A 26,598-nucleotide genomic window follows, 5' to 3' on the forward strand; every position below is an offset into this window, starting at 1 on the left:
ATGGATTTAGAAGCTTTGAAAATTTTAGAGTCAGATGCTTATTAAATTGGCATTTTATTTATTAGTTTGGCATAACAAGTACTGAAGAGCCTTTAATCACAGATGTAGGCCCCTACTTGAAAAGTTATCACCAGATTTTCAGAATAACAGAAATTCGCCGCTTTTCTTGTACTCTTGAAACTTTCCTAAAACAGGGTGGTCATTTGGCATTAGGGCAGGTAAGTCCGTCAAATCAAAAAATTCCAGCGCCAGCGATTCTCCATCTAAGCAAGCGAGGCTGCCTTCCCATTCAACAGCTCGCAAAATCAAAATGAAGTTTTGCACGCGATCGCCGTTGGGATAGGTTACAGTTTCAAAGGCTGGATTAGAAGAAAACCCCACAGCTTCAAAACGCTTAACCGTTAAACCAGTTTCCTCAAAAACCTCTCGTGCTGAACATTCTTCGGCAGATTCACCTACCTCAGGACAGCCACCAGGTAGCCCCCAAAGTTTGAAATCACTTCGCTTTTGCAACAAAACGCGCCCCAAGTTATCCTCGACAATCACGCGTGCGCCAAACAACAGAAGTAGGCGCTCACCTACAACTTGTCGTAACTTGCCGAGATAAGAGTCTGACCAATTCGCCATAATCTTAGAGAAAGTTTCTAAAGAAAATCTAAAGGTAGCAAATAGCGATCGCCTGAAAACAGGATAATGCAGCTGAACTGGTCAATCCTTCCCATTCAACCTAGAACTATGGCATCTACACCCAAAATCCTCGCCTTTGCCGGTAGCACCCGGATTGATTCTTACAACAAAAAATTGGTAAAAATCGCGGCGGCTGGCGCTAAGGCAGCAGGCGCAGAAGTAACTTATATAGACCTCCGCGATTTGCCCCTACCTCTGTTTGATGAAGATTTGGAAGCTCAAGAAGGACTACCTGCCAACGCCCGCACTTTTAAGGATTTGCTGATTTCTCATCAAGGATTGCTGATTGCTTCGCCGGAATATAACAGTTCACTCACAGCAGTTTTGAAGAACGCGATTGATTGGGCATCTCGTCCAGCCCCAAATGAAATACCGTTGGCTGCTTTTGCAGGTAAAGTTGCTAGCATTATGAGCGCTTCCCCAGGCGCTCTTGGTGGTTTGCGGGGGTTGGTTCACCTGCGGTCTATCTTGGGAAACATCAAAGTTTTGGTACTTCCCGACCAAATAGCAGTACCCAAAGCTTACGAAGCCTTTAATGCCGATGGTACGTTAAAAGATCCTAAACAGCAGGAATCTATTGAAAAGTTAGGCGATGGCTTAACAAAGATATTGCTGAAGCTTAATTAAACTCTTCAATTTGATATAGCAATCCTAAATCATTTGTGAAAACGAAAATCGCTGAAAAGCCTATAAATACGTACTTTTAATCTCCGTATTTTCTCACATTTCAATTCGGATTGCTATAGTAAATAACGCATACCTATCATTAACACAAAGATGCCATACAGCTTTTTCATCAACTCGCTGCTAATAAACGGCTGATTTGCAAACAATGCCCCGAAGAAGTTACCCACAATTAAACCAACTGCAATAATCAGGGCATATTTGATATTAAGATTACCGTTGCGATGGTAAACTAAGGCTGCTAAAATGCCGATTGGCAAAATTTGAGCAGCCACAGAAGTTCCTGTAGCTAACTTCTGATCCAAACCAATTACTAACACCATTGCCGGAATCATAATTGCGCCGCCGCCGATACCAAATATCCCGCCAGCAACGCCAGAAACTAAACCGATTAACAACAGTTCGATAAAGATATTAGACATAAAAAATGGTTGGTAGATTGCAAATTATAAATTAATTTTTTTAGAAAATATTGATTTTTGTAGCATTCCATGCACACCTTTTTGGGGACTGTTCACAACTTGAGTGATGTGAAAATTCACAGCCAAACTACACAATACATAAGCATCTTCTGGCGACAAATTTATGAAGCGTTCCAGAAAATCAATCATGTTTTTTAAAGCCAGTTCCAAGGCTTCATCTAAGGTTTGAGCAAAGCCCATTGTGATGATATGAGTTGGAGTTTCGGCAATTGGTGTTGTCAGTTGTAAATCCTTGCGAAGTTTGAGGGTAATTCTACCGTTCATGGAAGTTTCAATGGCGGTGACATTTACCTCGCCATCTCCCTGTGCCGAATGCCCATCACCAATAGAAAATAATGCACCTGGTACAAAAATCGGCAAAAATAAACAAGAACCAGCTTGTAATTCCCGATTGTCGATATTACCGCCGTAAGAACCTGGTGGGACAGAAGTTCGACAGGTTTCTGGAGTAGCGACACCAAGAATTCCAAAAAACGGTTTGAGGGGAATTTTTATGCCAGCCCCCGCTGGAAATTCAGCGATATTGTTTGCTAAATCTAGAGGAATGAATCTCAACGCAGGTTGAGGAAACTGATGTGGTAAAGCTCCCCAACCTGTACGAATGGCATTGAAGCCGACAGGTAAACGAGGTGCGATCGCATCTAATTGTACTTCTAAAACATCCCCTGGTTCGGCATCGCGCACATAAATTGGCCCTGTGAGTAAATGCGGCCCCCCGGCAATTTTGCGTTCTGGTACAAGATTTTGGCAGATGTCGAGAAATTCTGGTGTGACAAACTCAGGTGGTGCTTTGTCATAAATGTAGTAACCAGTATAAGTTTCTACGTCAACCGTATCCCCAGAATCAATCATGAGTGCTGGTTTTAGCAGATGGGAGAAACCACCTAGATGCACAGTTTCCTTGGTAGCTTTTAAAATATAGTGAGTCATATTATATCCGCCTAATCACTGCTCAAAAAAACTCTCCGCGTCAGAGTGTCCTCCTAAATAAGTCTTTAAGCTGTTTTTCAACTCCCGTCATTCCGTCAAACCTCAGATGAAAGGATGCCTACTAGTACTCGTACCAAATCTTCTAAACCTTCAGGGACACGATAAAGTTTAATATCTTCTGTAATTAGCTTCTGTTGTCTATTGAGTGTACCAAATTTCCAGTCATCTCCATTAGTAACTGCGCCAAATAAAATTGATGATTGATCATCTAGAGACTGATCCAGAGCGATTAATTCTACTGCTAGCTGTGTAAACCCTCTTCTGATATCTGATTGTTTGGCTTCAATCACTAATAGGGAGTTAGATTTATGTAAGTAATAATCCAAAGTACCTTTGAGCTTTTCATCCACATTAATTGGATACTCACTATATAGTTGAGCTTTTGTCTGATCGCAGATTTCAGCAAGGATAGGAGCAATCATAAATTCTCTGATTGATATCTCAGCCGTCGGGTTAAAAAGCTTTATATTGCGCTGCAAATATTTTTGTAAAAATTCTAAATAGCTAATATCAGCAAAGTATCTTGGTAATTCTAGCTCTGTACGCTCGTAGGCGTACTCAAACTCAGCTACTACATCTATTGTAGGATTAGGTAACAAAAAATATTGACTAAAAGTGTAACTTTGCTCGGTTTTTAAAATTCTATATTTGCTCATAATTTTTATCGTGAATGAACTAAGCCAGAGATATTACGAATTACGAATGAGGAATTAGGAATTGATATGATTATCTCAATAATTTGCTAAACTCCAACTTCGGGGATAGCAATAAAAACAATTTGATCAGGGAATTTGGAGGGGTTGCAGAGTGGCTGATGATAAATGCATAGTCAATGCACAACAGATACATCCAAAAGACTTTTCATGGGGATTATGGCCTGTTCTGCCACTCTACCCTTATGGCAGGCGGCAGACAATCCGCAAAGAAGTGGTCAAAGACACAATCTGGAATTTTGACCAGATTCAGGGCATTTTCTACGTTGTTGTACCGATTCGCATGACTGTTGTTAAGCTCGAAGCTCGGGGTCTTCTCGTCTATGCGCCTGTTGCACCAACCCCAGAGTGCATCCGGCTTGTGAATGAGTTGGTGGAAAAATATGGTAACATTAAGTACATCATCCTGCCAACTATCTCCGGTATAGAACATAAAATCTTCGTCGGCCCCTTCGCCAGATACTTTCTGACTGCACAGGTGTTTGTGGCTCCCTATCAGTGGAGTTTCCCGCTAAATCTCCCCCTTAGCTGGCTTGGCTTACCCTCAAAACGGACTCAAGTACTCCCAGAAGATAGTAGCAAAACACCCTTTGCTGACGAGTTTGATTATGCAATGCTGGGCCCCATCCACCTTGGGCCTGGTCGGTTTGCGGAAGTTGCTTTTTTCCACAAGCGATCGCATACTCTTTTAGTAACAGATTCTGTGCTTTCTATCCCAGAAGATCCACCTGCGATCGTTCTATTAGATCCATATCCCTTGCTATTCCATGCCAAGGATCATGCTTATGATATTGTTGTAGACATTGAAGTAAATCGCCGTAAGGGTTGGCAGCGCATCTCGTTGTTTACTTTGTACTTTCAACCAAGCACACTAGATATACCTCAATGGAGTCAGATGTTGCAAGATGCTTTGAAAGCACCAAAACGCTCAAAGAAAGCTTATTTTGGATTGTATCCCTTTAAATGGCACTCAGATTGGCAGCGATCGTTTGATGCTCTGCGAGGGAATGGACGTTTGTTTGTTGCACCAATTTTACAGACGCTGATTCTCAATCGCGCACCTCAAGAAACCATTGATTGGGCTGATAAAGTTGCGAGTTGGGACTTCCAGTGGATTATTCCCTGCCACTTTGATTCACCGATTAAAGCCGAGCCGCATCAGTTTCGTCAAGCTTTCTCTTTTTTGGAAAAGCAGCCTGCTGTCAGTGGGGGTTTGTTTGGCAGTAGCAGCTATCCTTTACCAGAGGAGGATTTTAAAGCACTTAGGGAAATCGATGCAGGTTTAAATAAGTTTGGCATTGTACCAGCAGCAAAAGAGAAAGTGTAGGAGAGTTTTTTGTAACTTTAAAGAAGTGATTAATGAGGTAGTAGTTACTACCGCCAAAAATCAATAGTGTCAATTAGCATTTGAGTTTGCTTCAAAATCAATACAAGTATTGTATTTAGCTGTAAATAAATTCCGATGACATAGAGATTTAGAGATGTGAAGGAGGTATTTGCCTTTAGCATCTTTTTTTATTTACTAGATTCTGTCGGCAGTGCTACCACCAATACGGTTCGGTTAAGCTGCACCGTCAACGATTCAAGGTACGTTAGCCTACGGCATAACACACCCTACTGAGAATTTATATTTCTTCATATAAATTGAATTTTTCTCGCCGACTTATTTAGAATAAAACTCAATTTAAATGATAAAATATCTAAATAAATAAAAATCACTTGAGCAAAAGTAAATATATGTTTAGTATAATTTGGGGTATTGTTGTTGTACTGATTGCTTTTTGGGCATTAGGATTGGTATTTCATATTGCTGGAAATTTAATTCATGCAGTATTACTTTTAGCTATTGGACTTGCCGTTTACAATTTTTTCAAGGCGCGTGATGTGTAAATGAATAACTCATGACAGTCCAAATCTAGTATTCAGAAGTAAAACAGGCTTTCTGGCTGGCTTTGAGATTCGATTTGTGTACTTCAGTAACAGGAATTACGCAAAAATCGCTAAAAAGCTTAATTTATCGAACCGTCATTTAAATAATGCTCAACAGAAGAATAAGTCATAGTAATGGCGAATCCTAGAGATACAGACAATGGATGGTCGCAGTTAACTCGTGGTGCGCCATTGGCAGTAATGGTAGCTGTGGTACTATACATCCTATACCAACTTTTACCAGTATTAGAACTTTTAACTATTGCAGCATTGATTGCTTTAATTTTGCGAACGCTATTACGGTTTTTGCAAAAGTTAGTCAAATCACAGGATGTTGCTGTTCTGTTATTAATTGGATTAATCGTCGGATTTATTGTAGTATTAGCTACTGTAGTCCTACCTAGTGTGACGTTTGAGTCTCAAAAATTAATAAAAACATTACCAACTTATCTCAATAGATTAACAGGAGATGTTGAGCAACTACGTCAGAGATTTACTTTTATTCCTGACATCTCTCAAGCACTAATCCAATTACGGAACTTGACCGACCAGTTACTGGCTGGAGTACCAGTTTTCTTAGGTGAAGCTTTGAGTTTAACCGTGGAGTTGGTAGCGACCTTAATTCTAGCGCTTTACATGGCTTACGATCCTAATTCCTTAGTGAAAGGGATTTTAAGATTAGTACCAAGGGGACATCATCAGCGGTTTAAACGAATCCTTAAGGATTGCGAGACAAGATTGCGGGGCTGGATTTTTGGGACAGGGATAGCGATGATATTTCTGGGTGCTGGAGCAACGTTTGGACTTTTGATTTTGGGGATTCCCTCAGCCCTGCCATTTGGGATTATTGCAGGTTTATTTGAAATAATTCCTTACTTTGGTTCAATTATTGGTGCTTTTTTACCAGCATTAGTAGCATTGAGTATTTCACCGCTAAAGCTAGTATTTGTGCTGATACTTTTCTTTGTAATGAATCAAGTAGATGCCCATGTTGTTCAGCCTGTGGTGATGGGTCAGCAAGTTAATATTCACCCGGTAATGGTGATTGTGACATTTCTGGTAATGGGTAAGCTATTTGGATTTATTGGTATACTGCTTGCAGTGCCTGCGGCAGCGGTGATAATTACGCTGATTGATGAGTTTACGCTTGAAGAACCGTCTTTAGAGGATGTTTGAAAAGTGTTTGGTTGTGATTGTACACACAAGTCCTAAAATCCTTGCCTGCTAAGATACAAGCCGGATATTGGCAAGGTTTTGAGTTGAGCAAGCTGATTATCAATAATGTCAGCTGATTGATAGAGTTCTAAGGTCAAATCAAGGATTTTAAAAATAATTTTCCGTTCTTTTCCCTCCATTTGATTCCCAACTCGACTTGTGTGTACACCGTAGCCCCGCAAGCGGGGAGGAGTTGGGGGTAGGGTGTTAGGGACTTTTGCAAGAGGTCTAATGAAAGTGAGGTCTTACATTTAATTTGGTTGAGTTACTTAGTCATCAACATCACGACGTTAGTCACGAACATGACGCTTTGCCAGATATTGGTACATCTGCCAACGGGCATCGACCTCAGCTTGCGCTTGTTCTAACAAATGCTTGGCAACGTCGGGTTTGCTCTTGGTGAGCATTTTGAAGCGATTTTCTTGATACATCGAATGTTCTACAGATTGCGTAGGCGATCGCATATCCAATTGCAATGGATTTTTACCCTGGTTGAGCAACTCTGGATTATGCCGATACAGCAACCAACGACCTGATTCTACCAGAGTTTTCTGATGATTCATCCCTGTGGTCATATCAATGCCGTGAGCGATGCAATGGCTGTAAGCAATAATCAGTGATGGGCCATCATAAGCTTCTGCTTCCAGAAATGCTTTGAGAGTATGTTCATCTCTAGCACCAAGGGCTACACTCGCTACGTAGACATTTCCGTAGGTCATGGCAATCATCCCTAAGTCTTTTTTAGGCGCAGGCTTGCCACTGGCGGCATATTTAGCAACTGCTGCTCGTGGTGTGGCTTTGGAAGATTGACCGCCTGTATTAGAATACACTTCTGTATCCATTACTAGGATGTTCACATTTCGACCACTAGCAATTACATGATCGATGCCACCAAAATCAATGTCATAAGCCCAACCGTCACCGCCAACAATCCAGACGCTTTTTCTCACCAGGTAGTCAGCAAGGGATTTTAGATTTTGGATTTTAGATTTTAGACTTCGGCTTACCTCGACTTCGCTCGGTACAAGTCGCTCAGTCGAACGATTGGGGTCGAGAGTTAGGATTTCATCTAACCTCTGCTGCAACAGTTCTATTCTTTCCCGCTGTTCCCAAATGTCAGCTTCAGATTTTTGTTCAGCTTTGAGGATGGAGTAGACAAGATTTTCATCTATTTCACTCCCCAACTGTTGCAACAATTCCGCTGCAAACTCAGCTTGTTTGTCGAGGGAGAGGCGGAAGCCAAAACCGAATTCCGCGTTATCTTCAAATAGATTATTAGACCACGCTGGGCCGCGTCCTTGGGCGTTGGTTGTCCAAGGAGTTGTGGGGAGATTTCCACCATAAATTGAGGAACAACCTGTCGCATTGGCGATGACGGCGCGATCGCCAAACAATTGTGTTAATAATTTCAAATAAGGTGTTTCACCACAACCTGCACAAGCACCAGAGAACTCGAATAAAGGTTCTTGCAGTTGTTGTTGGCGAATCTGGTTTAATTTTAGCGATCGCCTGTCAGGATTAGGTAAACTCAAGAAGAAATCCCAGTTTTTCCGCTCTTGCTCTTGTAAAGGCAACTGCTGTGCCATGTTAATCGCTTTCCGCAATGGCTCAGATTTATCTTTAGCAGGGCAAATATTTACACAAATAGTGCATCCTGTGCAATCTTCTGGGGCAATTTGAATGGTAAATTTCTGATTGGCAAAGTCTTTATCTTTTGCACCAGTTGACTTGAAGGTTGCTGGTGCATTGACTAACTCATCCACCTGATAAGCCTTTGCCCGGATGGCACTGTGCGGACAAACCATCACGCACTTACCACATTGAACGCAGACATCCGGCTCCCATACAGGTATCTCTTCGGCAACGTTACGTTTTTCCCACTTGGCAGTACCTACGGGAAAAGTGCCGTCAACCGGTAGTGTGCTAACAGGTAAGTCATCACCTTCCCACACCATGATTTTGCCCAGAACTTCCCGCACAAATTCGGGAGCAGAGTCTAGCAATTTTGGATTTTGGATTTTGGATTTTGGATTTTGGATTGTCTGTGGGATGTCTACTTTATGCAGGTTGTCTAGGGTGTTGTCTACAGCTTGCAAGTTCATGCGGACAACTTCTGCGCCTTTTTTACCATAGGTTTTATCAATCGCTTGTTTGATTTTAGCGATCGCTTCTTCTTGTGGCAAGACACCCGCTAAGGCAAAGAAGCATACCTGCATAATAGTGTTAATACGTCCACCCATGCCACTTTCACGCGCAACCTGGCTAGCATTGATGATATATAACTTCAAATGCTTATCGATAATTTGCTGCTGCACCTTCAGCGGCAGATTTTCCCAAACGCTATCTGCATCATAGGGACTGTTAAGCAGCAAAGTCGCCCCAGGAATAGCAGCCTTTAAAATATCTATGCGTTCTAGAAATCCCCAATGATGACAACCAATAAAGTTGGCTTGGTCAATCAAGTAAGTAGAGCGAATTGGTTCTTTGCCAAAGCGCAGATGAGAGACAGTCATCGAGCCAGATTTCTTGGAATCGTAGACAAAGTAGCCTTGGGCGTAATTGTCGGTTTCTTCACCAATAATCTTGATGGAATTTTTATTAGCACCAACAGTGCCATCAGCACCTAATCCATAAAACATTGCCCTGACAACATTATCCGATTCTGTAGAGAAATTAGAGTCAAAGCTCAAGGAAGTATGACTAACGTCGTCATTAATCCCAATTGTAAAGTGATTTTTTGGTTTAGCTTCGGCAAGGTTGTCAAAAATACCCTTCACCATCGCCGGAGTAAATTCCTTAGAAGAAAGACCGTAACGACCACCCACAATTTTAGGAGTGCTGAGTGCTGAGTGCTGAGTGCTGAGTGAGGAGTTAGAAGTTAGGAATTCTCCCCCTGCTTCCCCTGCTTCCCCTACCCCCCCTGCCCTTCTCTCTCCCCACGCCTCATGGATAGCAGCCACAACATCCAAATACAACGGTTCCCCGGCGCTACCAGCTTCTTTGGTGCGGTCAAGGACAGCGATCGCTTTTACACTAGTTGGCAATACTGCAACAAACCTTTGGACATCAAAGGGGCGGTAAAGTCGCACTTTCACTACACCAAGTTTTTCACCACGGGCGTTAAGGTAATCTATTGTTTCATGGACGGTTTCACAGCCTGAACCCATAAGAACGATAACGCGCGAGGCATTGTTGTCCCCGTAATATTCATAGATTTGGTAATGCCTTCCTGTGCGTTCTCCAAATTGATCCATGATCCGCTGGACAATTTCTGGACAAGCGTTGTAGTAAAGGTTAGCCCCTTCCCGTCCTTGGAAGTAGACATCGGGGTTTTGGGCAGTTCCCCGCAAGACTGGACGATCTGGGGTGAGCGCACGGCTGCGGTGGGCGAGTATTAGATTATCGTGGATGAGCGATCGCAAATCTCCATCTGACAGCAGTTTAACTTTCTGCACTTCATGGGAAGTGCGGAAGCCGTCAAAGAAGTGCATAAACGAGACTCGCGTCTCTAAGGTAGCAGCATGGGCAATGAGAGCAAAATCTTGACTTTCCTGCACCGAAGCGGAACACAGCAAAGCAAAACCAGTAGCACGAGCTGCCATCACATCGCTATGATCACCAAAAATTGATAAAGCATGAGTCGCCAAAGAGCGGGCTGCAACGTGAACTACGGCGCTAGTCAGTTCACCAGCAATTTTATAGAAGTTGGGGATCATCAACAATAATCCCTGAGATGCCGTAAAGGTGGTACTCAGGGAACCTGTTTGCAATGCTCCATGCACAGCGCCTGCGGCTCCTCCCTCGCTCTGCATTTGCACGACACTGGGAACAGTACCCCAGAGGTTGGGACGACTTTCTGCTGACCAAGCATCTGCCCATTCACCCATTGCTGAAGAGGGGGTGATGGGATAAATGGCAATCACTTCATTTAGTTTGTAAGCAACACGGGCAACAGCCTCATTCCCGTCGATGGTTGCAAAGGTTTTGTTCATAATTTGATTTTTGTCTTTGCCTGTAAAGTGCATTATCAGAATGCGTGAATATAAGAATCAGAAATAGCCAGAACTAAAAAGTGAGTGGACTATATGCATTAAAGATTTCTCGGTAAGATTTACTCCGTGTTTAAAGGATAATTTATTGATGACTTTTGGCTCGGAAGTTAACTTTCAACAAATACTGCATCTATTAATATCTCATTCGCAATCCTGCATCTATTAATATGTATTAATAATGTACTCAATAACCAAAGTCTCTGTTTGATAAGACTTGAAAGCAATTTATTATTTTTTGTGGGGTCTAGGGTCGGGAATCTCTGATATATTTTACTTAAACAAAACTCAAAACCAGTTTGCTATTCAAGCATGATCTCTTTTTTACTTTCTCTGGCAGCGATCTCAGTAATTGGCAGTATTAATCCTAATGGCTTTGCAGTACAAATTTATCTACTGAGTACACCGAAACCTGTGATCCGTGCATTAGCTTTTACCCTTGGGGAATATGTTGGGCTTTTGATTTCAGGACTGTTAATTGCTTGGGGTATGATACAAGTAATTCAACAAGTTTTAAATTTTGTTGGTGAAAGTATTTATGGATTACAATTCCTTGTAGGAATAGGACTATTGATTGTCGGATGTAACGCACCAAAATTTTTTAAACCTTCTACAAAAACTCTACACCCTCTTTCACTTAAGCCCCAGCACACTTTTTTCTTAGGTTTTACTATTGTCGCCGTTGAAACTCCAACTACATTGCCTCATATTGCCGCCCTCAAGCAATTGACTGATGCTCATATTTCAATCCCAATATTTATATTAATTTGGGCATTATACGATTTGATTTTTATCTTTCCATTATTTATAATAGTTGCTGTTTATCTTGTGTTTAATGACAATATTGTTAGTTATTTAGAACAATTTTATTATCGAATAAATAGTTGGACGAGCAAAATTTTACCCTTTATTTTAAGTGGAATTGGGGTTTTATTGATTGTCAACAGTCTTATTCAGTTTTTTAGATAGTTTTTTGTCAGAGCGAAATTTATTTAAAAGCTGACTGATGTTACTCACTTAAAGTGCTAGTATCATCCGCCTTGGTTTTTAATTGTTTGGTTCATGGCTTCAAATCCTTGGCATTGCCGATATTTAATCGATGAGCCGCAGAGACACCAGTAAGCCTTTGAAAGATTCTTGCTGAATGAAGCGATCGCACCTGCTTAGTTATGTCTGCGCTGCCTGGGTTGGGCTCATGCAACTCTAGAGACATTTGCACATTTTCTTTAGCTGTCAAAAAAGTCATCAGGTTATGAGCTTGGAAAATATAACCAATTTGGCGGCGAAGTTTTGTTAATTGCTGCTTTTTTACATCACAAAATTCCTTTCCTAAGATAAAGATGAATCTAGGAAGAAAACCTAAGATAGCTAATAACAATGCTTCTTTAATTAGGACTACCAAGAGATAGTTATCAGTGTATCCCATTGATTTTAGGGTGGCGTATTCTGGCAAGTGGTCATAAACATCAGAGTAAAGGATTTGGTAGACAATCACGATGCCAACAATAAACCCGACTGCTGTACCTAAATCGAAAATGAAACCAACGCCAGTACCAGCTTGCCAGTAACTTCTCTCCACTTTTGCAAATTCTTTTGGAGTCAGAACTCTAACATCTTTAGGTAGCCTACCGACAAGTTCGAGCGCACTTTTGCTGGATTAGTATTTGGTTTAAGCGTGATTAACCCAACTTCGATGCAATCGGGTTTCCGCTCTAGGAATAGCTGGAGAAAGGTAGAGTCACTGGCGATCGCATTACATCGGTAGCAAAGGAAGCACCATCAGTAAACAAGTCCTTAACAAAGACAGCTTTACTAATCAGTTCCGTGTCCAATTTACCTGTTTGAACTTATTTTGTAATATAATAATTACAGAATGTGTATTTTTTATTAAATATAATTTATGCCTTATCGGAGAAAATTTTTAAAAAGAGCAGGATATACAACCCTTTCTGCTTTATTGACTATGGGGTTTTTACAAAAGGATAAGCAAAAAGAAGACCATAGCATGAATGCTGCTATGGCAAATTATACAAGTACAAATGTAAATTCTCCCCTTCGGCAATTAGCTGCCGCCAAAGGAAAGCGTTATGGCGCAGCAATTTCTGGTGAATTTTTGCAAACAGAGAAAGATTACGCTAACCTGATTGCTCGTGAATGTTCCATTGCGACACCGAATGGTGAATTAAAATGGAACGCCACTGAACCACAGCCAGGAAAATTTACCTTTGAATTCGCAGATGCGATCGCTGATTTCTGCCAAAAGCATAATATAGAACTGCACGGGCATACCCTTTTCTGGCACATGGAAAGACCAGACTGGGTTCCTTACCCTCCTACACTTAAGATGATCGAACGCCATGTTACGGGAGTCATGGGGCATTATCGCAATAGCCCCGTTTTAAAGTCTTGGGATATTGCTAATGAAATTATCGCTGATAATGAAAATGAAACTGACAACGCTACCTACGGTTTGCGTAAAGGGGTAAAACCAGAATTGATTCGAGACTTGTTTTTAATTGCCGCTTCAGTTGATAACAGCAAGAAATTTTACGTCAACGATTTCGGCATCGAAGGCGCTACATGGAAATCAGACCGTTTCTTAAAAATGGTCGAATATCTCAAGAATAATGGGGTTAAAATTGATGGGGCAGGTATCCAGTCGCATCTATGGTTTTCTACTGACTATGCTTTTGACGAAAAAGGATTTAATTCCGTCTTAAAACGGCTTAATGATCTTGAAGTTAAACCAATAATCACAGAATTAGATATTATCATTGATACCCCACTACCCGATAGTATCAAAAAGCTAGACCAGATGGTAGCCGACAGTTACAAGCGATATCTTGATCTGTGCTTTGCGGCTAAAGTTGATACTGTGATTACATGGGGGCTTACCGATCGTCATACCTGGATACGTCATCCCGATTGGATGCCAAGAAAAACCTTTAGAGACAATCCAAATCTCTGGAAATTTCTGCGTCCGCTTCCCTTCGATGAGAACCTACAACCTAAACTTGCCCGCAATGCTATCGCCCAGGCTTTTCAGTAAGCAACTCTTTCATTACCAGTAAAGTATACTCCACCGAGGCGTAAATAGCGCTTTTAAGTATTATTCTAAGAACTTATTCCACTATTGTAAAAATACCTACTTATTTTAGTAAAATGTGCTTGAAAAGCTTGATTTTTCGTTTTTAGTTCTCAATAAGCTTAAGCTTTTTAGCATAAATTTTACTCTCCTACTTCTCTCATATTTACAGGGACTTTTGCAAGAGGTCTAATGTCCCTACTCAGGGTGGAACGTCTCAACGAGCATGGGAACTTGAAAGTATTAAAACCTTTGTGGTTAGCATGGGTTGGAGAAGAAATTCATAACGAACTGAGCAACCTACTGGTAAGGCTTTCAGAGATTCGATAACGCTACAGACTTGTTAAGTCTTGTACTTATTATTTTTTTGTTGACTTGAGATATTCCAAATTTCTCGTAAAAATAATGTGCCAACAAACCAAGGCTCAAGTAAGTAACGTCTCCAAAGTCTTTTAGGTTCACACAACAAGCGATACAACCATTCCAAGCCGACCTTTCCCATCCAGCGAGGAGGAGTGGGTATTGCTCCTGCTACATAGTCCATGCAGGCTCCACTAGTCAAAATAGTGTTGGTGTGAATATGTTCAAGATTTTCGGAAATCCAATACTCTTGGCGTGGCATACCCATCCCCACCATTAATATATGGGGTTTGTAAGCATTAATTGCAGCCAGAGTAGCAAGATTTTGCTGACTATCTTTATCCATGCCAATATAGCCATGAGCGCAAGCAATCTGTAAACCAGGAAATCTCTGGCGCAAAATACTTGCTCCTTGTTCAGCAACTCCTGGCTTCGAACCTAAATAAAATACACGCCAGTCTTTATTAGCTGCTTCCGCCATCAAAGGCCATATCCAGTCAGCATAGGTTACTCTTTGTTCTCGTTTCATTGGAAAACCCAACAGCTTTCCAATAAACACTAGAGGCATACTATCAATATGGGTATATTTTGCCTTGGCATAAAAAGCTTGCATTTTTGGAGCATTATGGAAGAGATAAAGACTATGCAGGTTGTGATTGGCAATAATCCATTTCTGATTCTTATCAATAGATTCTTCAATCAATAAATTTAAGTCGAGGATAGAGAGTGCATCCACTTGAGCACCAAGAAGTTTATAAGAAAATCGCTTTTTCATATCTTACTTTTGTTTTTTTTGGGAAAGTATGAAAGTTTATTTCACAGCCAAGGTGAGTGTTTGAAAATTAATTTTTAGCAATATTTAAATACTTCAAATATTGAAATATTTAACCAAACTAAGTCTTCTTGGTTGTATTTATCTAAGAAAATAAATACAACTAAGAATGACTTCATTTCATGAGGATTTCAGCGATATTTTTTGCTCTTGCATTCCAGGAATATTTTTGTGTAATTAAGGTATATGCTGTATCTACAATTGATTGATATTTATCAAGATTTGAAGCTGCCTCTAGCACTGTATTAGCGACTTCCTTGCTAGAGTATCCTGTTACTAAAAGATGTTCTAAGTGACGGAATTCTTCTAAACCTCGTAAGCCTTCTGGTGTTGATACAACTAACTTTTTGCTAGCAAAATAATCTAATGCTTTATTGCGAGCGCCACCTGCTACTGCCTGTTTTGAGAATGGCAGCAAAGCAATATCTGCATATTTAAGATGGGCAATAAAATCCTCTCTTTTAGGTAAAAATCCTAAAAAAGAAATGTTAGAGGGGATTGATTCTGAAATATCACTACTATCCCTACCAATGACAACAAAATGTACTTTATGCAGATGACTTTCAAGATATTTAGCAACCTCAATAGTCATTGATACAGACATATCATTAGTTGGAAATTGAAATGTTTTGGGAGCAATAAGAACAACTATTTTCGCTGGTCTGAATGATTCATAGGGGTCTTGATAGGGAAAAAGTTCAGTATTTAGTAAGTCTTCAGTAACTCCGTTACCGATGCAATAAATCTGCTGTGGAGTTTTACCATACCACTGGGAAATTAGTTTAGGAATTGATTCACCTGCTGCAATAATTGGACTGCCAGAAAATATCAAAATTCCCTGAGCAATATATGTCTTAATACATTGTGCCAACTCTTTGAAAGGATTCTCAACGGAAAACAAGCGCATCCAGTATTCATATGCCGAAAATGTATGAAAATCTAATATAAGAGAGGAATTACTGTGTTTTCTAAACTTAAATGAAATTAAAGCAGCCAATCCAGGTAGTGTTTCTTGAGCATAGACGATATCTGGACGAAACTCGTCGATGCACTTTTCTATAGTTTGAATATATGACTTCAAGCTTCTTGAGCCAATCGAAACAGAAGGTGCATAATTAACAGATGAACAATCTAATCCCAACTGAAAAACATCAAAATATTCAGTAAGATATTGTCCTAAATAAAAAGGTCTAGTAAATGCACCAAATGGTTGACTAGAATCGAGGGTTGAGACAATTAGTAAGCGTTTACCCATAAAATGATTATTGATTATTTAAAATTTTAAAAATCTGATTTTTGAAACAGTATTTCTCAAACTTTTGATTTGTTTATAACTGCTCAAAATATTATTAGTTTAATGACTTTTGCGGAAGCATCAAACTTATGAGTTAGTTTGATTTATGTCTTCAGAAAATGTGGGTGAAATTGCCAAATTTTTGTAACCAATAATTGCTCGGATATAGGGTAAAAACCAGTAAAATATCCAGAATGGCCCAGAGTGTCTGCTACAAAATATAGTCCAGGATTTCAATGGAAATCCTTTAATTTCCAGTACCTTTTTCAAGCGTTCTAATATATTTAAATTGGTATCTACCCAACTATTGCGGATAGAATTTTTAGTACAAGTACCAACATATCCAGGAGCTACCCATATTTGACAACCCGATTTATGCGCTCTGAGCGCATAATCTAAATCTCCTAAACTGTGAACAAAAGCTGTATCAATATTGCCAACTTTTGCGACAACAGTTTTAGGAATTAGCACGCAGTTACCATACATAGCATCGCATTTTTGGGTAACGGAACTTGGTTCTAAAAATTCAAACTTATTAGAATACCACTTTTTTGATTTTACTGCTCCTCCATAAGTTGCTCTCCCTGTGATTGGGTCTTTAGTTGAACCAACTACAATTGAGTCTGGATAACCTTGTTCAGTCAAATTTTGATGAATCTGTAATAATTTACTCAAAGCATTGGCTTCCAGAAATGTGTCATCATTCAACCACAGATAATAATCATATTGATTTTTTATCGCCTCACCAAATGCAAGATGCATTCCTCCCACCCAGAATAAATTGCCATTACCCTGAAGAATTTTTACCTCTGGATATTCTGCTTTGATAGCCTCTGCCGTCCCATCAGAGCTACCATCATCAGTTAAATAAACATCACAATGATTTTTTTGCTGATATAAAGTATGTAGACAGTTAAGAGTTGTATTACGCCTGTTATAGCAGGTCATAATTACGGCTAGGTTTGCTTGCTTCATCTCATTCTCCTCATATAATATCTATGAATATAATTAATACAACAATTTTATAAACTTCGTTTCATAATCCGAACATAAAATTATTACCTTCCATATATTTTTAGAGAACCTTAAAGTTTAGCCATTCTTTCTATCCAGCCACTCAGGTTAATATCTAAATTAAAGTTTCGTAATTTTTGTTCCATTCTTCTGACTACCAACATATATCGATGTAAAACTGATACGCGAGGCATATTGAGTCTGACAACCTCTTGACACAACCATCGATATTTATCTGAATTGATATTAAACTTTTTCAATTTTTTGATTTGTGCATTCCAATCGTTATAGAAGAATAAATTGAAATAATGAATGGATATAATATCATCCCAATGTTTAATCTGTAGTTCAGTTGATAAACGGTTATGTAAAGGTAATGGATAACTATAATTAGGAGGAAGATGTTCGACATTTTCTTCCAAAGCACATAAAGTTACAGACAAAACAGACTGCTCAACAAAATAAATACCTTGGGGAGGAGTAATATCCAGCCGCATTACTTTTTCAAAATTCTCTTTCCAAGTTGTAAATATACCTGCACTCCTTCTCACAGCGACCAAACCAGAATTCCAGTAGGCTCTGATTCTTTTATTACCAATTGGTGTGTCAACAAATACCTCACGCTTTACCCCCAGCACTTCATATAGTTTTTGCCAATACCATTCTTGAGGGTCTTGCAGACCTGTAGAACCAATTCCTTGACCATACTCAGGACGTATGCGAACGTTACAATTTACTGGCAATAGAAATTCGTTTGGCTCAGAAAAAAAGCATTTATCACTGTCTAAAAAAACTAATATTTCTGCATCAATATTTTGTTCTGCATAGGCACAGACGAGGGGTTTATTGGCTAAGTAATATTCATGAAATTCTCGATTGATAGGAACTTGTTGATGAGTCACCCGCAACGCTTCAAATGCCTGTTGGCTTTGCTTTGATATTGGTTCACCTACTCTAGGATGAAAACTATATATAGGTGTATCTTTCAATTTGCCGCAGAACTTACGAATACTTTCTGCAAGCATTAAAGATTGACCTTCTAAACGACCAGGTTCTGTACAAATTATAAATGCTATAGGTATTGACATACTATGAAGTGTTTGTTTACTAAGTTAATTATTAAATGAAGATTTATTTGCTATCATCAAGATTTCCTGAAACAAAGCTGAATAACGACGTGCTTGAAGTTCCAGGGTGAATTCTTGTTCGGCTTTCTCGCGAGCATAGAATGACAGCTTTTGCAGCCTCTGTTCATTTTCAAGTACCCAGCTAATTCCTTTGGCAAAATCCTCAACTTCATAAGGTTTAGCCAAATAGCCGTTCTGCTGATGATCAACAATATCTTTTAAGCCAGTAGAATTAAACGCCACAACTGGAGTACCACAAGCGAGTGATTCAGAAGCTGTCTGTCCAAAAGATTCTTGAAGAGACGGAACAAGCATCACATCAGCTGCTGAGTAAACAGTTGCTAAAGATATATCATCGTGTAAGTGTCCCAAATAGTGTGTTTTGAAGCCCAAATTAGGTGGATTGTCGGGTTGAGATGCACCTAAAATAAGGACCTCAAACTTATCTTTCCAGTCAGATTTACTTAATTCTTGTAGTGCTGGTTGCAAGTAATGAAAACCTTTTCTATGGTCATTAGTTGCATCTAGCGCTCCAAATAGAATAAGTTGTTTATCTAGAGGTAAATTCAGTAATTCTCGCGCTAAACCTTGATGAACAGGTTTATACTTTTGAGTATCCAGCCCATTCGGAATTACTTCAATTCGCAAATTATTAAACAGAGAACTAGACTTGGCGCATTCGGCTAACCAAGAACCTGGAGAAACAATAGTCAGATTTAAATTTTTCAAAGCTTTGGCTTTACGTTGCCATACCCAATGTGATAAATCCCAATCCTTTTTACTGTTCAGTTGAGGACATGCTCCACAGGATATTTGGTAACGATCGCAATCTCCAGCGTAGCCGCATCCTCCAGTAAATGCCCACATATCATGAATTGTCCAAACTAAAGGGCGCTTTAGTTTAGCAAGAGTTTCTATTTGCATAAAAGCTGCGCTAATCCAATGCAAATTTATTATGTCTGGATTAATATGAGCAACTTGAGAAATAATTCTATCTGGCAACCATTGAATAAAAAATGGAGTATTTTGCTTTTGAGAATAAAGCTTTAAAGGTAAAGTTTCAAATGTCAACTTTGCCTTGGCGATGCCTTGAAATAATCTGAGCTTAGGTGCAATTACTGTTTTGTCATCAGTATATTTTTCTTGCACCAGCATTTGTGATTGGAAGTCAATATTTTGTAACCCTTTGTGCAAGCGATATGCAGCACGAGCCGCACCACCAGCCACATCCTGGGTGCTAAGGAGCAAGACGTTCATATTACTACTATCTAAATTGAAAAAATATACTTGATAATACTGATTCTCTATCACAGAGAATCAGTATTATTTGTTTGGCTTGATGCCCTCACAATATAACGAGCCTGGTAGATATACTGTTCCATCAGCATTAATATCTAAGACTTCATTACTAAAGTTTGGAATCTCACTTGTATGGGCATCCAAAAATTTAATATCTGAAAAACCAACTCTTTCAAAGAGGATTTTCATACTATAGCTATCATACATCCACTTATGTTTTTCCCCAAGGGAGGTTTCATCTATCATAGACTTGCGCACATACCGAGGTATCAACCTCTTTACCATGTCAATATAGAGGTATTTGAATTTATTTTTGAGTTGATTCTGATTGATATTAAACATCTTTTGCAACAAAGAAGTAGTATTATTAGTTGCTATCTCGTCTTTGATGTTCACACCTGTTCTTGCTTCTACATAGTTTATCGATGGTTCATCATTGTTTTCAAGCACTTGTCGCCAATAAGTTTTCATCAAGCCACCATGTTCTGTTCTAACCAATTGGTCGATTAACTCAATAATAATCCATTCGTATTGTTTCCTTGCTTCCTCATTTTCAATCCTGTCGATAATTCTTAAATATTCACGGCATGTTCGTTCTAGGTCAGGAACAACGATGCGTAAAATGCCTTGAGGTTTTAGAACTCTGTAGCATTCTTTCACCAGCATTTCTCCCGTGTCCTGAGAGAAATGCTCTAGGACATGACTGCTATAAATGACATCGAAATAATCTTTGGGGTATGGAAGTGGTTGCAGTAAGTTATGGGCAATTACTTCAGGATGCTCAGAATTAAAATCTATATTGATCCATCCAGAAGAAAATCTGTGTCCACATCCAAAATTTAGCTTTTTCATGCTTTTTCTCCTTTGAATTATACAAGTATGAACCTATCCCACTATTCAAAAAACCCCTACTTCTTTTCGTAAAATGTGCTTGAAAACCTTGATTTTTCGTTTTCGGTTCTCAATAAGCTTAAGCTTTGTAGCACAAATATTATTAGTGGGATAGGTTCATGTAAACTATTTACCTATTTATATATTGGTGTTCGCTGAAAACTAAGAGTCAGAGATAGAGAAGTTGTGACATACATCAACCAATTCCAACCGGGAGTTAATAATCTTGCTTCTGAGAAATTCACTATGACGATGAGAACTAGCATCTGCATTGGCCAATAATCTTCCGGTTTTTCTGCCACTGAAAGAATTCGAGTCAGTGCCATTACGAAGAACCGGATAAATCCTGCTGCAAAAGTCAAGAAACCTAAAAATCCTAATTCTAACAATAGTTGTAAAAAGCCATTATGAGCATTACTTGCCCAATCATAAGTAGCTCTCAGATTAGATGCAGCATTACTAGTCCAAAATCCAGAATATCCATAACCTAGCCAAGGTCTTTCCAAAACCTTCGCTATCACTAATTCCCAGAGATCAGAGCGCCCATTCAAGGTAAGGTCTTTACCAGAAGTACCAACTACAGTTTCAGCATTATTGATCAGTAATATTGAAAAAATAATCAGTAACATTAGAGCTGAAGTAATCATAATAACTTGTAATTTGTAATTAGTTTTTTTAAAGGACTGATAGAAAGGCAAAAGTAATATCATTGTCAATAGGATCGCCAAAGATGTTGTTGAACGTGTGAGGATAATTAGACATATAGATAACCCACATAGTGCCCACATCAACCAGCGATATCGATAACTACTAAGGGCAAGATGTAAAAAAACTCCTGCACTCCAATTCATCATGTAACCTAATTCATTTTTATGACCATAGATTCCGCTCCACATATCTAATAATTCAGGTGATTTGTGAATATAACCTGGTATGAATGCAGAGAATATCATAGATAATAATGCCGCTACACCAAGCGCCCAAGCTATTAACCTCATTTGTTCTCTAAGGGGATAACGCATTGCCAAATAGATTGCAAGAAAATATATTCGGATTAGACCTTTTATATCTTTTAGAGTAGAACTTAGGTCTTCTGACCACAATATAGAAAATATAACTATTGCTAGTAAAAAAAACTGTAATGGACTTTTTGTAATTACATAAATAAAACCTTTCCAATATGAAATTAGGAAATAAAATAAGATTAAATATGAAACTATATTGAACAAAGTATCTACCTTATCGCCTCCAAGGGTAGACATAGAAACTTCTTGTGCAGGGTGTATTGTTAATGCCCCTACAGCAATGAGTAATAGCAAAATAGTTAATATTTTTTCTGTTAATGTTACCTTCATCATTGACATTTAATATATTAATTTACTAAATATATCACTATTTTTTTATCGTTGAGTAATTCAATCTTTTCTTCACTTCCTCTTTAATAATGTCCAATGCAGTTGCTTTATAGACTGTTTTCTGGGTAAAGTTATCTGCCTCTATATTCCTCACAATAAACGGTGGATGTTTTAAAGGAAATTCCATCGCTTGCATCGACATATTGATGAACGAAAATTCTTGGTTGGAAGTGAAATGAGTAGCGTCTACACCAACACCAACATTAGAGATTAAATTAACATTGGGAATAATGCTTAAGCTACCCTGTATCCAGCAAGCAAATGTCCATTGGTAATCCCAGGTTATACCTGTAGGATTGTTATAAACAGAATTAAATATTCGTCGCCAATAACTTACTGCTTTTGGGTCTATAAGAATGTCATTTAAAAGGTTTTCTACTTGCACCTCTTTCCAGAGTTTGATGGTTAAATCATAATGTTGCCAAGCACGTCTCCAACTTGCCCAACCCCAGCAGTGATTGTAGCGAGAAAAATAGTAACTGTAATTTGTGCGTTTTCGTCCGAATTGAAGATTTTGAGCAGAGATTGTGGCGATTCTGGTATCGTTTCTATATTTTTCTAGTAGTTCTTCACTAAATCTGAAAAATGTTGGATGAGGGATACAATCATCTTCTAAAATAATTGTTTCTTCAACATTATTAAATACCCAATCTAAACCACTAGATACTCGTTTTGCACAACCTAAGTTAATATCAGAATAATTCTTAATAACTTCGCAGTCCCAATCAACTCTTTCAATAATTGCCCGAGTTGCTTCACACTTTTCTGCCTCACCTTCGTGGTCAGTACGGGGCCCATCTGCAATTACAAAAAGTTTTGTTGGCTTGGCTTGCCGAATAGCTTCAAAAACTTTCTCTGTTATTTGTGGGCGCTTGAAAATAATAAAAGTTACTGGTGTTTCCATTTTTGATTAATTTGGCTAATGTCCTTGATATGGAAAGGTTAGATAAGAACGATCAATATTTATAAAAAGGAAGAAGCGATCGCACCTGAATCTTAAATATTTTTTGTGTTCTTGAATCAAATGCATTGCATAGAAAAGTAGCAGCAGCTTGAGATATTATTGTTGCGATCGCAGCCCCAAGTCCTGCATATTTAGGAATAAGTAATAAATTAAGAATAATATTTAGTATCGCCCCAAATAAAGTCTTACCTAAAGAAACATGGTTCAAACCTTCAGCAATAAACCAAGGTGATGTTGCAAGACCCATAAATACAAATAAAGAAGTCCAAATATGAACTGCTAATATTGTTCCTGCTTCTGCATATCCACTTCCAAACATCACCATAATTATCTTGTCAGATAGAAATGACATTGGGAGAGCAATTGCCAAAGATATACATGTCATTAGACTGAGTAATTGTCCTATTCGCTGATAGTAAAGACTTTCTGATTTTTCCTTAGCTGCGTAAATTGCAGGAGCGACAGAAGAAACAATAGCCCCCGGAATAAAATACCAAATTTCAGAAACACGGACAGCAGCAGAATAAATTCCAACCTCACTATTTCCGATCATTTGACCTAACATCACCTGATCTATTCTCATATAAATCAGGATAGCGAACCCAGAAAAAATTAGAGGTAAACTCTCTTTCAGAAGAGTTTTAGCAGCAGATAAACTCCAACGCCATAACCACAACGAAGACCCTTTGACTTGGTAAACAATCAGCAAGCCAATTGCACTCATCGCAAATTCTGCTAATGTTACCCAAGCAAAAGCTAACAATGGTGCTTTTGTTAAAATTAACGCGATTTTGATGACACTATTTAGCAGAAAGGCTGTGTTTTTAGCAATCACAATGTATTTTGACTGCACCTGTGATTGAAACCACACTTCAATAGTATCAGCCGCCCTAAAAATTCCTGCCATTCCTAAAATTGCAACTAGCCATATCTTCAGCGTTTCATGCTCACCTAAGAAAAACATAGTGCTAACTGCCAATAAGACAGAGGCAATTCCACCCAGCAATTTTAGCCAAAAAGTGGTTCCTAAAATTTCCTCTTTGTTTGATGATTGACGGACAATATGGCGAACTACTACATCGTCCAGTCCTAGAGTAAAAATTGGGCTAAATAAGCTAACAAAAGCTAAAGCATAGTTAAAAAGACCATATTGCTGTACTCCTAAGTAACGTGCTACCCATACTCCTACGACCAAGCTTGCACCCATACGTAGAATGCGGTCAGCAAACAACCAACCTGTATTGGCAATAATTGCACGCAGTCCAGAACGAGATTTAAATTTTGATAAGTTTTCAATTTTTAATTTACTTAACATTATTTTTAGTAATTAATCATGTGACATTTTCTATCCCTATCAAGCTCTATCGGGCAATTTTTTTCCAAGGTAAAAAATAACGTGGATTTATCCAGGATTTCACATTATTTATCGCCATTTTGCATTGACCACTCATTAAAGTTTTCAAAAAATAGCCAGTTAATAAAACGATGCCCTTTGTTTTCCAAAAAAAGTTATACTCAAACAAAAATATTATTTTCAAATATGAAATAAAATCTTCAGCTTTTGGACATGGTATTGTTTTTAACTCATTGAGAGAAGTGAAAGCCAATAATAACGGTAAACTAAAATTATTTTTTTGCAGGATGTAATTAAATAAGGAATTGCGTTTCCAGAATCTCTTGTATTCATAGTTGTTGTCTATATCTAAAAATTTCTTGTTATGATACTGATTATTTTGATGTATTCTATACATCACTAAACATTTAGACATATAAAACTTTTTAGCCCCTACCAAAGAAGCTCCCCATACTAGACAGTCATCAGCCCGGACACGCCAATCTTCTATGTATGGAATAGGCAAAATTTTTCTGATTATTTCTTTACGCATTGATAATGTTGAAGTTATGGAGCCAATCCATTCACCACTATATAAAGTTCTGACTACTGAATAACCCAAATCTAAATCAACTACATCAGCTTGAAATGTTTCTTCTACTGCACCAAATTTTTTATACGCACAAAATATAAAATCACATTCACTACGTATTTTATAAAAATTTAGGGCAGTTTCTAAATACTGAGGTTCATAAATATCATCGGCATCTAAAAAAAATATAATGTCACCAGTTGCAGCTAAAAAACCTTCGTTAAAGGATGATAATTGTCCTTGATTTTTTTCTTTCAAGATAGATTTAACATTAGTTAATTGAGTAAATTTATTGATGACTTCCACAGAATTATCTGTGGAAGCGTCATCAACAATAATAATTTCATCAAATTTAACTGTTTGATTTAAAGCGCTATCAATTGCCTCTGAAAGAAATTCCGCGTAATTGTAATTATTAATTAAACAAGATGTTTTGATTTTATTTTTATCCATACAAAAATGCCTCGGCAGGTAACAAAACAGAATGGAGATAGTTTTGACAACCTAGAATTACCAATAGGCTGGATATTTTGAGGGATTTTTAGGGATATCGTCAGGTCTACACCTCACCCAGTAATCATTATAAAGAGACTGAAAAAATGGAATCTTATCCCAACGGTTGCCTTTAATTCCAAAAAGAATTTGAGTTGATCCTCCAAGATGCACAGCCTGTTTACCCAGAGATTTAACGTAAGCAGCTAACGGAAGTCCATAAGCACCACATCCTATAATAGCTATGTCAAAATCTTGATCTTTAATCTTATTACACATCCAATCATAAGCATCGAACCAAGTATTGAACTGGGTTTGAGTTCCAGCCAGAGACTGAACTGCTTTGAAGGTAATTAATTCAAATTCAGGTAGAATATTTTGATTTTCAAAAAGTAAATTCCTATGGTTTTTATATTGTAATGAAATGGTTTCTGCAAAAGGATGAATGACTAAAACTTTTTTTCCCTCAAGATTCTTGCTCCAAGGGTCGTTGTGATAATAAGGTTCAAGTGTATTTAATTCAACAAAAGAAGCTTTTCGGCAAGAATTTCTGATAATTTCCGGCTCTCCAATTTGAAACCATACTCCCAGAGCATCTATAGATTTTGACGATTCTAGAAAAAGTTGACTAAATCGATCTAGATGTTTTTCATCTACTGGGAAAAAACCAGAATCATTAGACATTGAATCAAATATAGATCCCTTGTAACCTCCTTTTAGGTATTCATGTACACAATAAGCTTCTGTGCTACCAAAGCGAGTAATCATAAAAGGTTTATTATCTTTAATAAGATTGCTAACTAATTCATTACTCTGTTGAGGAGATAAAATTTGCTGATATATATCATAATTTTTTACATAATTTTTGAGAATTATTGCCTTCGTGTAAAGAGAGCCTTTCCATTTAGCTAATGGAGTATTTGATTTGACGAATTGCTTAAAATTTTTGCTTAATGTCATTAATTTAGTCCTACAGTAAAAAAATTGGGTTGAGATAGTTGTAGTCAGGGCAATACTTTTTGGTTAAGGGGGAAAGGGCTTGATTCACCTTTATCCCTTGCCCTTTAATCTTTTCTCAGACCAAAAGGGAGATTCTTAGGTTTATCCGAAAAGTATTGGTAGTGAGGGTCGTTTTCGCAATCCATAGGAGA

23 protein-coding genes and 1 pseudogene are annotated in these 26,598 nt (G+C 38.4%); 7 read left to right on the plus strand and 17 right to left on the minus strand.

The genetic code is table 11. The annotated features are described in order from the left end of the window. Positions 1–138: 138 nt before the first annotated feature. On the minus strand, positions 139–627 hold the full coding sequence (locus tag V7K30_RS15940; protein WP_335000773.1) for an NUDIX hydrolase: 489 nt from the start codon (positions 625–627) through the stop codon (positions 139–141). Positions 628–735: 108 nt separating this feature from the next. On the opposite strand from V7K30_RS15940, the gene V7K30_RS15945 reads away from it, so the two are divergent. Continuing rightward, a complete protein-coding gene (locus tag V7K30_RS15945; RefSeq protein WP_335000775.1) occupies positions 736–1,314 on the plus strand; it encodes an NADPH-dependent FMN reductase in 579 nt (192 codons plus the stop codon). 113 nt (positions 1,315–1,427) lie between these two features. On the opposite strand, the gene V7K30_RS15950 is transcribed toward V7K30_RS15945, so the two are convergent. The 3 genes from V7K30_RS15950 to V7K30_RS15960 form a co-directional block, all read right to left on the minus strand. After that, the gene (locus tag V7K30_RS15950; RefSeq protein WP_335000777.1) at positions 1,428–1,793 is read right to left on the minus strand and encodes a TSUP family transporter; all 366 of its coding nucleotides are present in this window, start codon (positions 1,791–1,793) and stop codon (positions 1,428–1,430) included. Between the two features lie 24 nt (positions 1,794–1,817). After that, positions 1,818–2,783: an acetamidase/formamidase family protein gene (locus tag V7K30_RS15955; RefSeq protein ID WP_335000779.1), complete on the minus strand. Its 966-nt coding sequence runs from the start codon at positions 2,781–2,783 to the stop codon at positions 1,818–1,820. A 95-nt stretch (positions 2,784–2,878) separates the two neighbouring features. Continuing rightward, positions 2,879–3,499: a hypothetical protein gene (locus V7K30_RS15960; RefSeq protein WP_335000781.1), complete on the minus strand. Its 621-nt coding sequence runs from the start codon at positions 3,497–3,499 to the stop codon at positions 2,879–2,881. Positions 3,500–3,650: 151 nt separating this feature from the next. On the opposite strand from V7K30_RS15960, the gene V7K30_RS15965 reads away from it, so the two are divergent. The 3 genes from V7K30_RS15965 to V7K30_RS15975 all read left to right on the plus strand — a co-directional run bounded on the left by V7K30_RS15965 (position 3,651) and on the right by V7K30_RS15975 (position 6,661). Further along, on the plus strand, positions 3,651–4,883 hold the full coding sequence (locus V7K30_RS15965; protein ID WP_335000783.1) for a DUF4336 domain-containing protein: 1,233 nt from the start codon (positions 3,651–3,653) through the stop codon (positions 4,881–4,883). Between the two features lie 410 nt (positions 4,884–5,293). After that, complete coding sequence (locus tag V7K30_RS15970) at positions 5,294–5,446, plus strand: lmo0937 family membrane protein (RefSeq protein ID WP_335000785.1); 153 nt, start codon at positions 5,294–5,296, stop codon at positions 5,444–5,446. Positions 5,447–5,620: 174 nt separating this feature from the next. Then, positions 5,621–6,661 (plus strand): AI-2E family transporter, encoded by a 1,041-nt coding sequence (locus tag V7K30_RS15975; RefSeq protein ID WP_335000787.1) that lies wholly within the window; start codon positions 5,621–5,623, stop codon positions 6,659–6,661. Positions 6,662–6,990: 329 nt separating this feature from the next. Here V7K30_RS15975 and nifJ read toward each other — a convergent pair whose 3' ends face one another. Continuing rightward, positions 6,991–10,692, minus strand: coding sequence for a pyruvate:ferredoxin (flavodoxin) oxidoreductase (gene nifJ, locus V7K30_RS15980; RefSeq protein ID WP_335000789.1), 3,702 nt, complete (start codon positions 10,690–10,692; stop codon positions 6,991–6,993). Between the two features lie 369 nt (positions 10,693–11,061). Here nifJ and V7K30_RS15985 point away from each other — a divergent pair, with 369 nt between their 5' ends. Beyond that, positions 11,062–11,718, plus strand: a complete 657-nt coding sequence (locus V7K30_RS15985) for a GAP family protein (protein ID WP_335000791.1) — start codon at positions 11,062–11,064, stop codon at positions 11,716–11,718. A gap of 358 nt (positions 11,719–12,076) precedes the next feature. Here the strand turns inward: V7K30_RS15985 and V7K30_RS15990 are convergent. Beyond that, positions 12,077–12,593: pseudogene (locus V7K30_RS15990) on the minus strand (FtsX-like permease family protein); the annotation flags it as partial. Positions 12,594–12,649: 56 nt separating this feature from the next. Here V7K30_RS15990 and V7K30_RS15995 point away from each other — a divergent pair. Together V7K30_RS15995 and V7K30_RS16000 are read left to right on the plus strand one after the other, a co-directional pair. Continuing rightward, positions 12,650–13,798 carry an endo-1,4-beta-xylanase gene (locus V7K30_RS15995; RefSeq protein WP_335000793.1) on the plus strand — a complete coding sequence of 383 codons (1,149 nt, stop codon included), beginning with the start codon at positions 12,650–12,652 and terminating at the stop codon, positions 13,796–13,798. A gap of 228 nt (positions 13,799–14,026) precedes the next feature. Then, positions 14,027–14,164, plus strand: a complete 138-nt coding sequence (locus V7K30_RS16000) for a hypothetical protein (protein ID WP_335000795.1) — start codon at positions 14,027–14,029, stop codon at positions 14,162–14,164. A 13-nt stretch (positions 14,165–14,177) separates the two neighbouring features. Here V7K30_RS16000 and V7K30_RS16005 read toward each other — a convergent pair whose 3' ends face one another. The 11 genes from V7K30_RS16005 to V7K30_RS16055 form a co-directional block, all read right to left on the minus strand. Then, entirely contained in the window at positions 14,178–14,969 is a 792-nt protein-coding gene (locus V7K30_RS16005) for a WecB/TagA/CpsF family glycosyltransferase (RefSeq protein ID WP_335000796.1), read from the minus strand. 172 nt (positions 14,970–15,141) lie between these two features. Further along, a complete protein-coding gene (locus V7K30_RS16010; RefSeq protein WP_335000798.1) occupies positions 15,142–16,281 on the minus strand; it encodes a glycosyltransferase family 4 protein in 1,140 nt (379 codons plus the stop codon). 126 nt (positions 16,282–16,407) lie between these two features. Then, on the minus strand, positions 16,408–17,295 hold the full coding sequence (locus tag V7K30_RS16015; protein WP_335000800.1) for a glycosyltransferase family 2 protein: 888 nt from the start codon (positions 17,293–17,295) through the stop codon (positions 16,408–16,410). A gap of 110 nt (positions 17,296–17,405) precedes the next feature. Continuing rightward, positions 17,406–18,422 carry a hypothetical protein gene (locus V7K30_RS16020; RefSeq protein ID WP_335000802.1) on the minus strand — a complete coding sequence of 339 codons (1,017 nt, stop codon included), beginning with the start codon at positions 18,420–18,422 and terminating at the stop codon, positions 17,406–17,408. A 24-nt stretch (positions 18,423–18,446) separates the two neighbouring features. Next, complete coding sequence (locus V7K30_RS16025; RefSeq protein WP_335000804.1) at positions 18,447–19,718, minus strand: glycosyltransferase family 4 protein; 1,272 nt, start codon at positions 19,716–19,718, stop codon at positions 18,447–18,449. A gap of 66 nt (positions 19,719–19,784) precedes the next feature. Beyond that, positions 19,785–20,612, minus strand: a complete 828-nt coding sequence (locus V7K30_RS16030; protein ID WP_335000806.1) for a class I SAM-dependent methyltransferase — start codon at positions 20,610–20,612, stop codon at positions 19,785–19,787. 173 nt (positions 20,613–20,785) lie between these two features. After that, positions 20,786–22,015 (minus strand): O-antigen ligase family protein, encoded by a 1,230-nt coding sequence (locus V7K30_RS16035; protein ID WP_335000808.1) that lies wholly within the window; start codon positions 22,013–22,015, stop codon positions 20,786–20,788. Positions 22,016–22,043: 28 nt separating this feature from the next. After that, positions 22,044–22,970 (minus strand): glycosyltransferase family 2 protein, encoded by a 927-nt coding sequence (locus V7K30_RS16040; protein ID WP_335000810.1) that lies wholly within the window; start codon positions 22,968–22,970, stop codon positions 22,044–22,046. 52 nt (positions 22,971–23,022) lie between these two features. Next, the gene (locus V7K30_RS16045; RefSeq protein WP_335000812.1) at positions 23,023–24,345 is read right to left on the minus strand and encodes a flippase; all 1,323 of its coding nucleotides are present in this window, start codon (positions 24,343–24,345) and stop codon (positions 23,023–23,025) included. Between the two features lie 46 nt (positions 24,346–24,391). After that, positions 24,392–25,408: a glycosyltransferase family 2 protein gene (locus V7K30_RS16050; RefSeq protein ID WP_335000814.1), complete on the minus strand. Its 1,017-nt coding sequence runs from the start codon at positions 25,406–25,408 to the stop codon at positions 24,392–24,394. Between the two features lie 57 nt (positions 25,409–25,465). Continuing rightward, positions 25,466–26,407: a hypothetical protein gene (locus tag V7K30_RS16055; protein WP_335000816.1), complete on the minus strand. Its 942-nt coding sequence runs from the start codon at positions 26,405–26,407 to the stop codon at positions 25,466–25,468. Positions 26,408–26,598: the final 191 nt, after the last annotated feature.

It is taken from the genome of Nostoc sp. (assembly GCF_036917655.1).
Lineage (GTDB): Bacteria > Cyanobacteriota > Cyanobacteriia > Cyanobacteriales > Nostocaceae > Nostoc.

Excerpts from the sequence above, each read along its gene's own strand:
- V7K30_RS15940 (WP_335000773.1), bottom strand. The coding sequence starts at position 627 with ATGGCGAATTGGTCAGACTCTTATCTCGGCAAGTTACGACAAGTTGTA.
- V7K30_RS15945 (WP_335000775.1), top strand. The coding sequence starts at position 736 with ATGGCATCTACACCCAAAATCCTCGCCTTTGCCGGTAGCACCCGGATT.
- V7K30_RS15950 (WP_335000777.1), bottom strand. The coding sequence starts at position 1,793 with ATGTCTAATATCTTTATCGAACTGTTGTTAATCGGTTTAGTTTCTGGC.
- V7K30_RS15955 (WP_335000779.1), bottom strand. The coding sequence starts at position 2,783 with ATGACTCACTATATTTTAAAAGCTACCAAGGAAACTGTGCATCTAGGT.
- V7K30_RS15960 (WP_335000781.1), bottom strand. The coding sequence starts at position 3,499 with ATGAGCAAATATAGAATTTTAAAAACCGAGCAAAGTTACACTTTTAGT.
- V7K30_RS15970 (WP_335000785.1), top strand. The coding sequence starts at position 5,294 with ATGTTTAGTATAATTTGGGGTATTGTTGTTGTACTGATTGCTTTTTGG.
- V7K30_RS15975 (WP_335000787.1), top strand. The coding sequence starts at position 5,621 with ATGGCGAATCCTAGAGATACAGACAATGGATGGTCGCAGTTAACTCGT.
- nifJ (WP_335000789.1), bottom strand. The coding sequence starts at position 10,692 with ATGAACAAAACCTTTGCAACCATCGACGGGAATGAGGCTGTTGCCCGT.
- V7K30_RS15985 (WP_335000791.1), top strand. The coding sequence starts at position 11,062 with ATGATCTCTTTTTTACTTTCTCTGGCAGCGATCTCAGTAATTGGCAGT.
- V7K30_RS15995 (WP_335000793.1), top strand. The coding sequence starts at position 12,650 with ATGCCTTATCGGAGAAAATTTTTAAAAAGAGCAGGATATACAACCCTT.
- V7K30_RS16000 (WP_335000795.1), top strand. The coding sequence starts at position 14,027 with ATGTCCCTACTCAGGGTGGAACGTCTCAACGAGCATGGGAACTTGAAA.
- V7K30_RS16005 (WP_335000796.1), bottom strand. The coding sequence starts at position 14,969 with ATGAAAAAGCGATTTTCTTATAAACTTCTTGGTGCTCAAGTGGATGCA.
- V7K30_RS16010 (WP_335000798.1), bottom strand. The coding sequence starts at position 16,281 with ATGGGTAAACGCTTACTAATTGTCTCAACCCTCGATTCTAGTCAACCA.
- V7K30_RS16015 (WP_335000800.1), bottom strand. The coding sequence starts at position 17,295 with ATGAAGCAAGCAAACCTAGCCGTAATTATGACCTGCTATAACAGGCGT.
- V7K30_RS16020 (WP_335000802.1), bottom strand. The coding sequence starts at position 18,422 with ATGTCAATACCTATAGCATTTATAATTTGTACAGAACCTGGTCGTTTA.
- V7K30_RS16025 (WP_335000804.1), bottom strand. The coding sequence starts at position 19,718 with ATGAACGTCTTGCTCCTTAGCACCCAGGATGTGGCTGGTGGTGCGGCT.
- V7K30_RS16030 (WP_335000806.1), bottom strand. The coding sequence starts at position 20,612 with ATGAAAAAGCTAAATTTTGGATGTGGACACAGATTTTCTTCTGGATGG.
- V7K30_RS16035 (WP_335000808.1), bottom strand. The coding sequence starts at position 22,015 with ATGTCAATGATGAAGGTAACATTAACAGAAAAAATATTAACTATTTTG.
- V7K30_RS16040 (WP_335000810.1), bottom strand. The coding sequence starts at position 22,970 with ATGGAAACACCAGTAACTTTTATTATTTTCAAGCGCCCACAAATAACA.
- V7K30_RS16045 (WP_335000812.1), bottom strand. The coding sequence starts at position 24,345 with ATGTTAAGTAAATTAAAAATTGAAAACTTATCAAAATTTAAATCTCGT.
- V7K30_RS16050 (WP_335000814.1), bottom strand. The coding sequence starts at position 25,408 with ATGGATAAAAATAAAATCAAAACATCTTGTTTAATTAATAATTACAAT.
- V7K30_RS16055 (WP_335000816.1), bottom strand. The coding sequence starts at position 26,407 with ATGACATTAAGCAAAAATTTTAAGCAATTCGTCAAATCAAATACTCCA.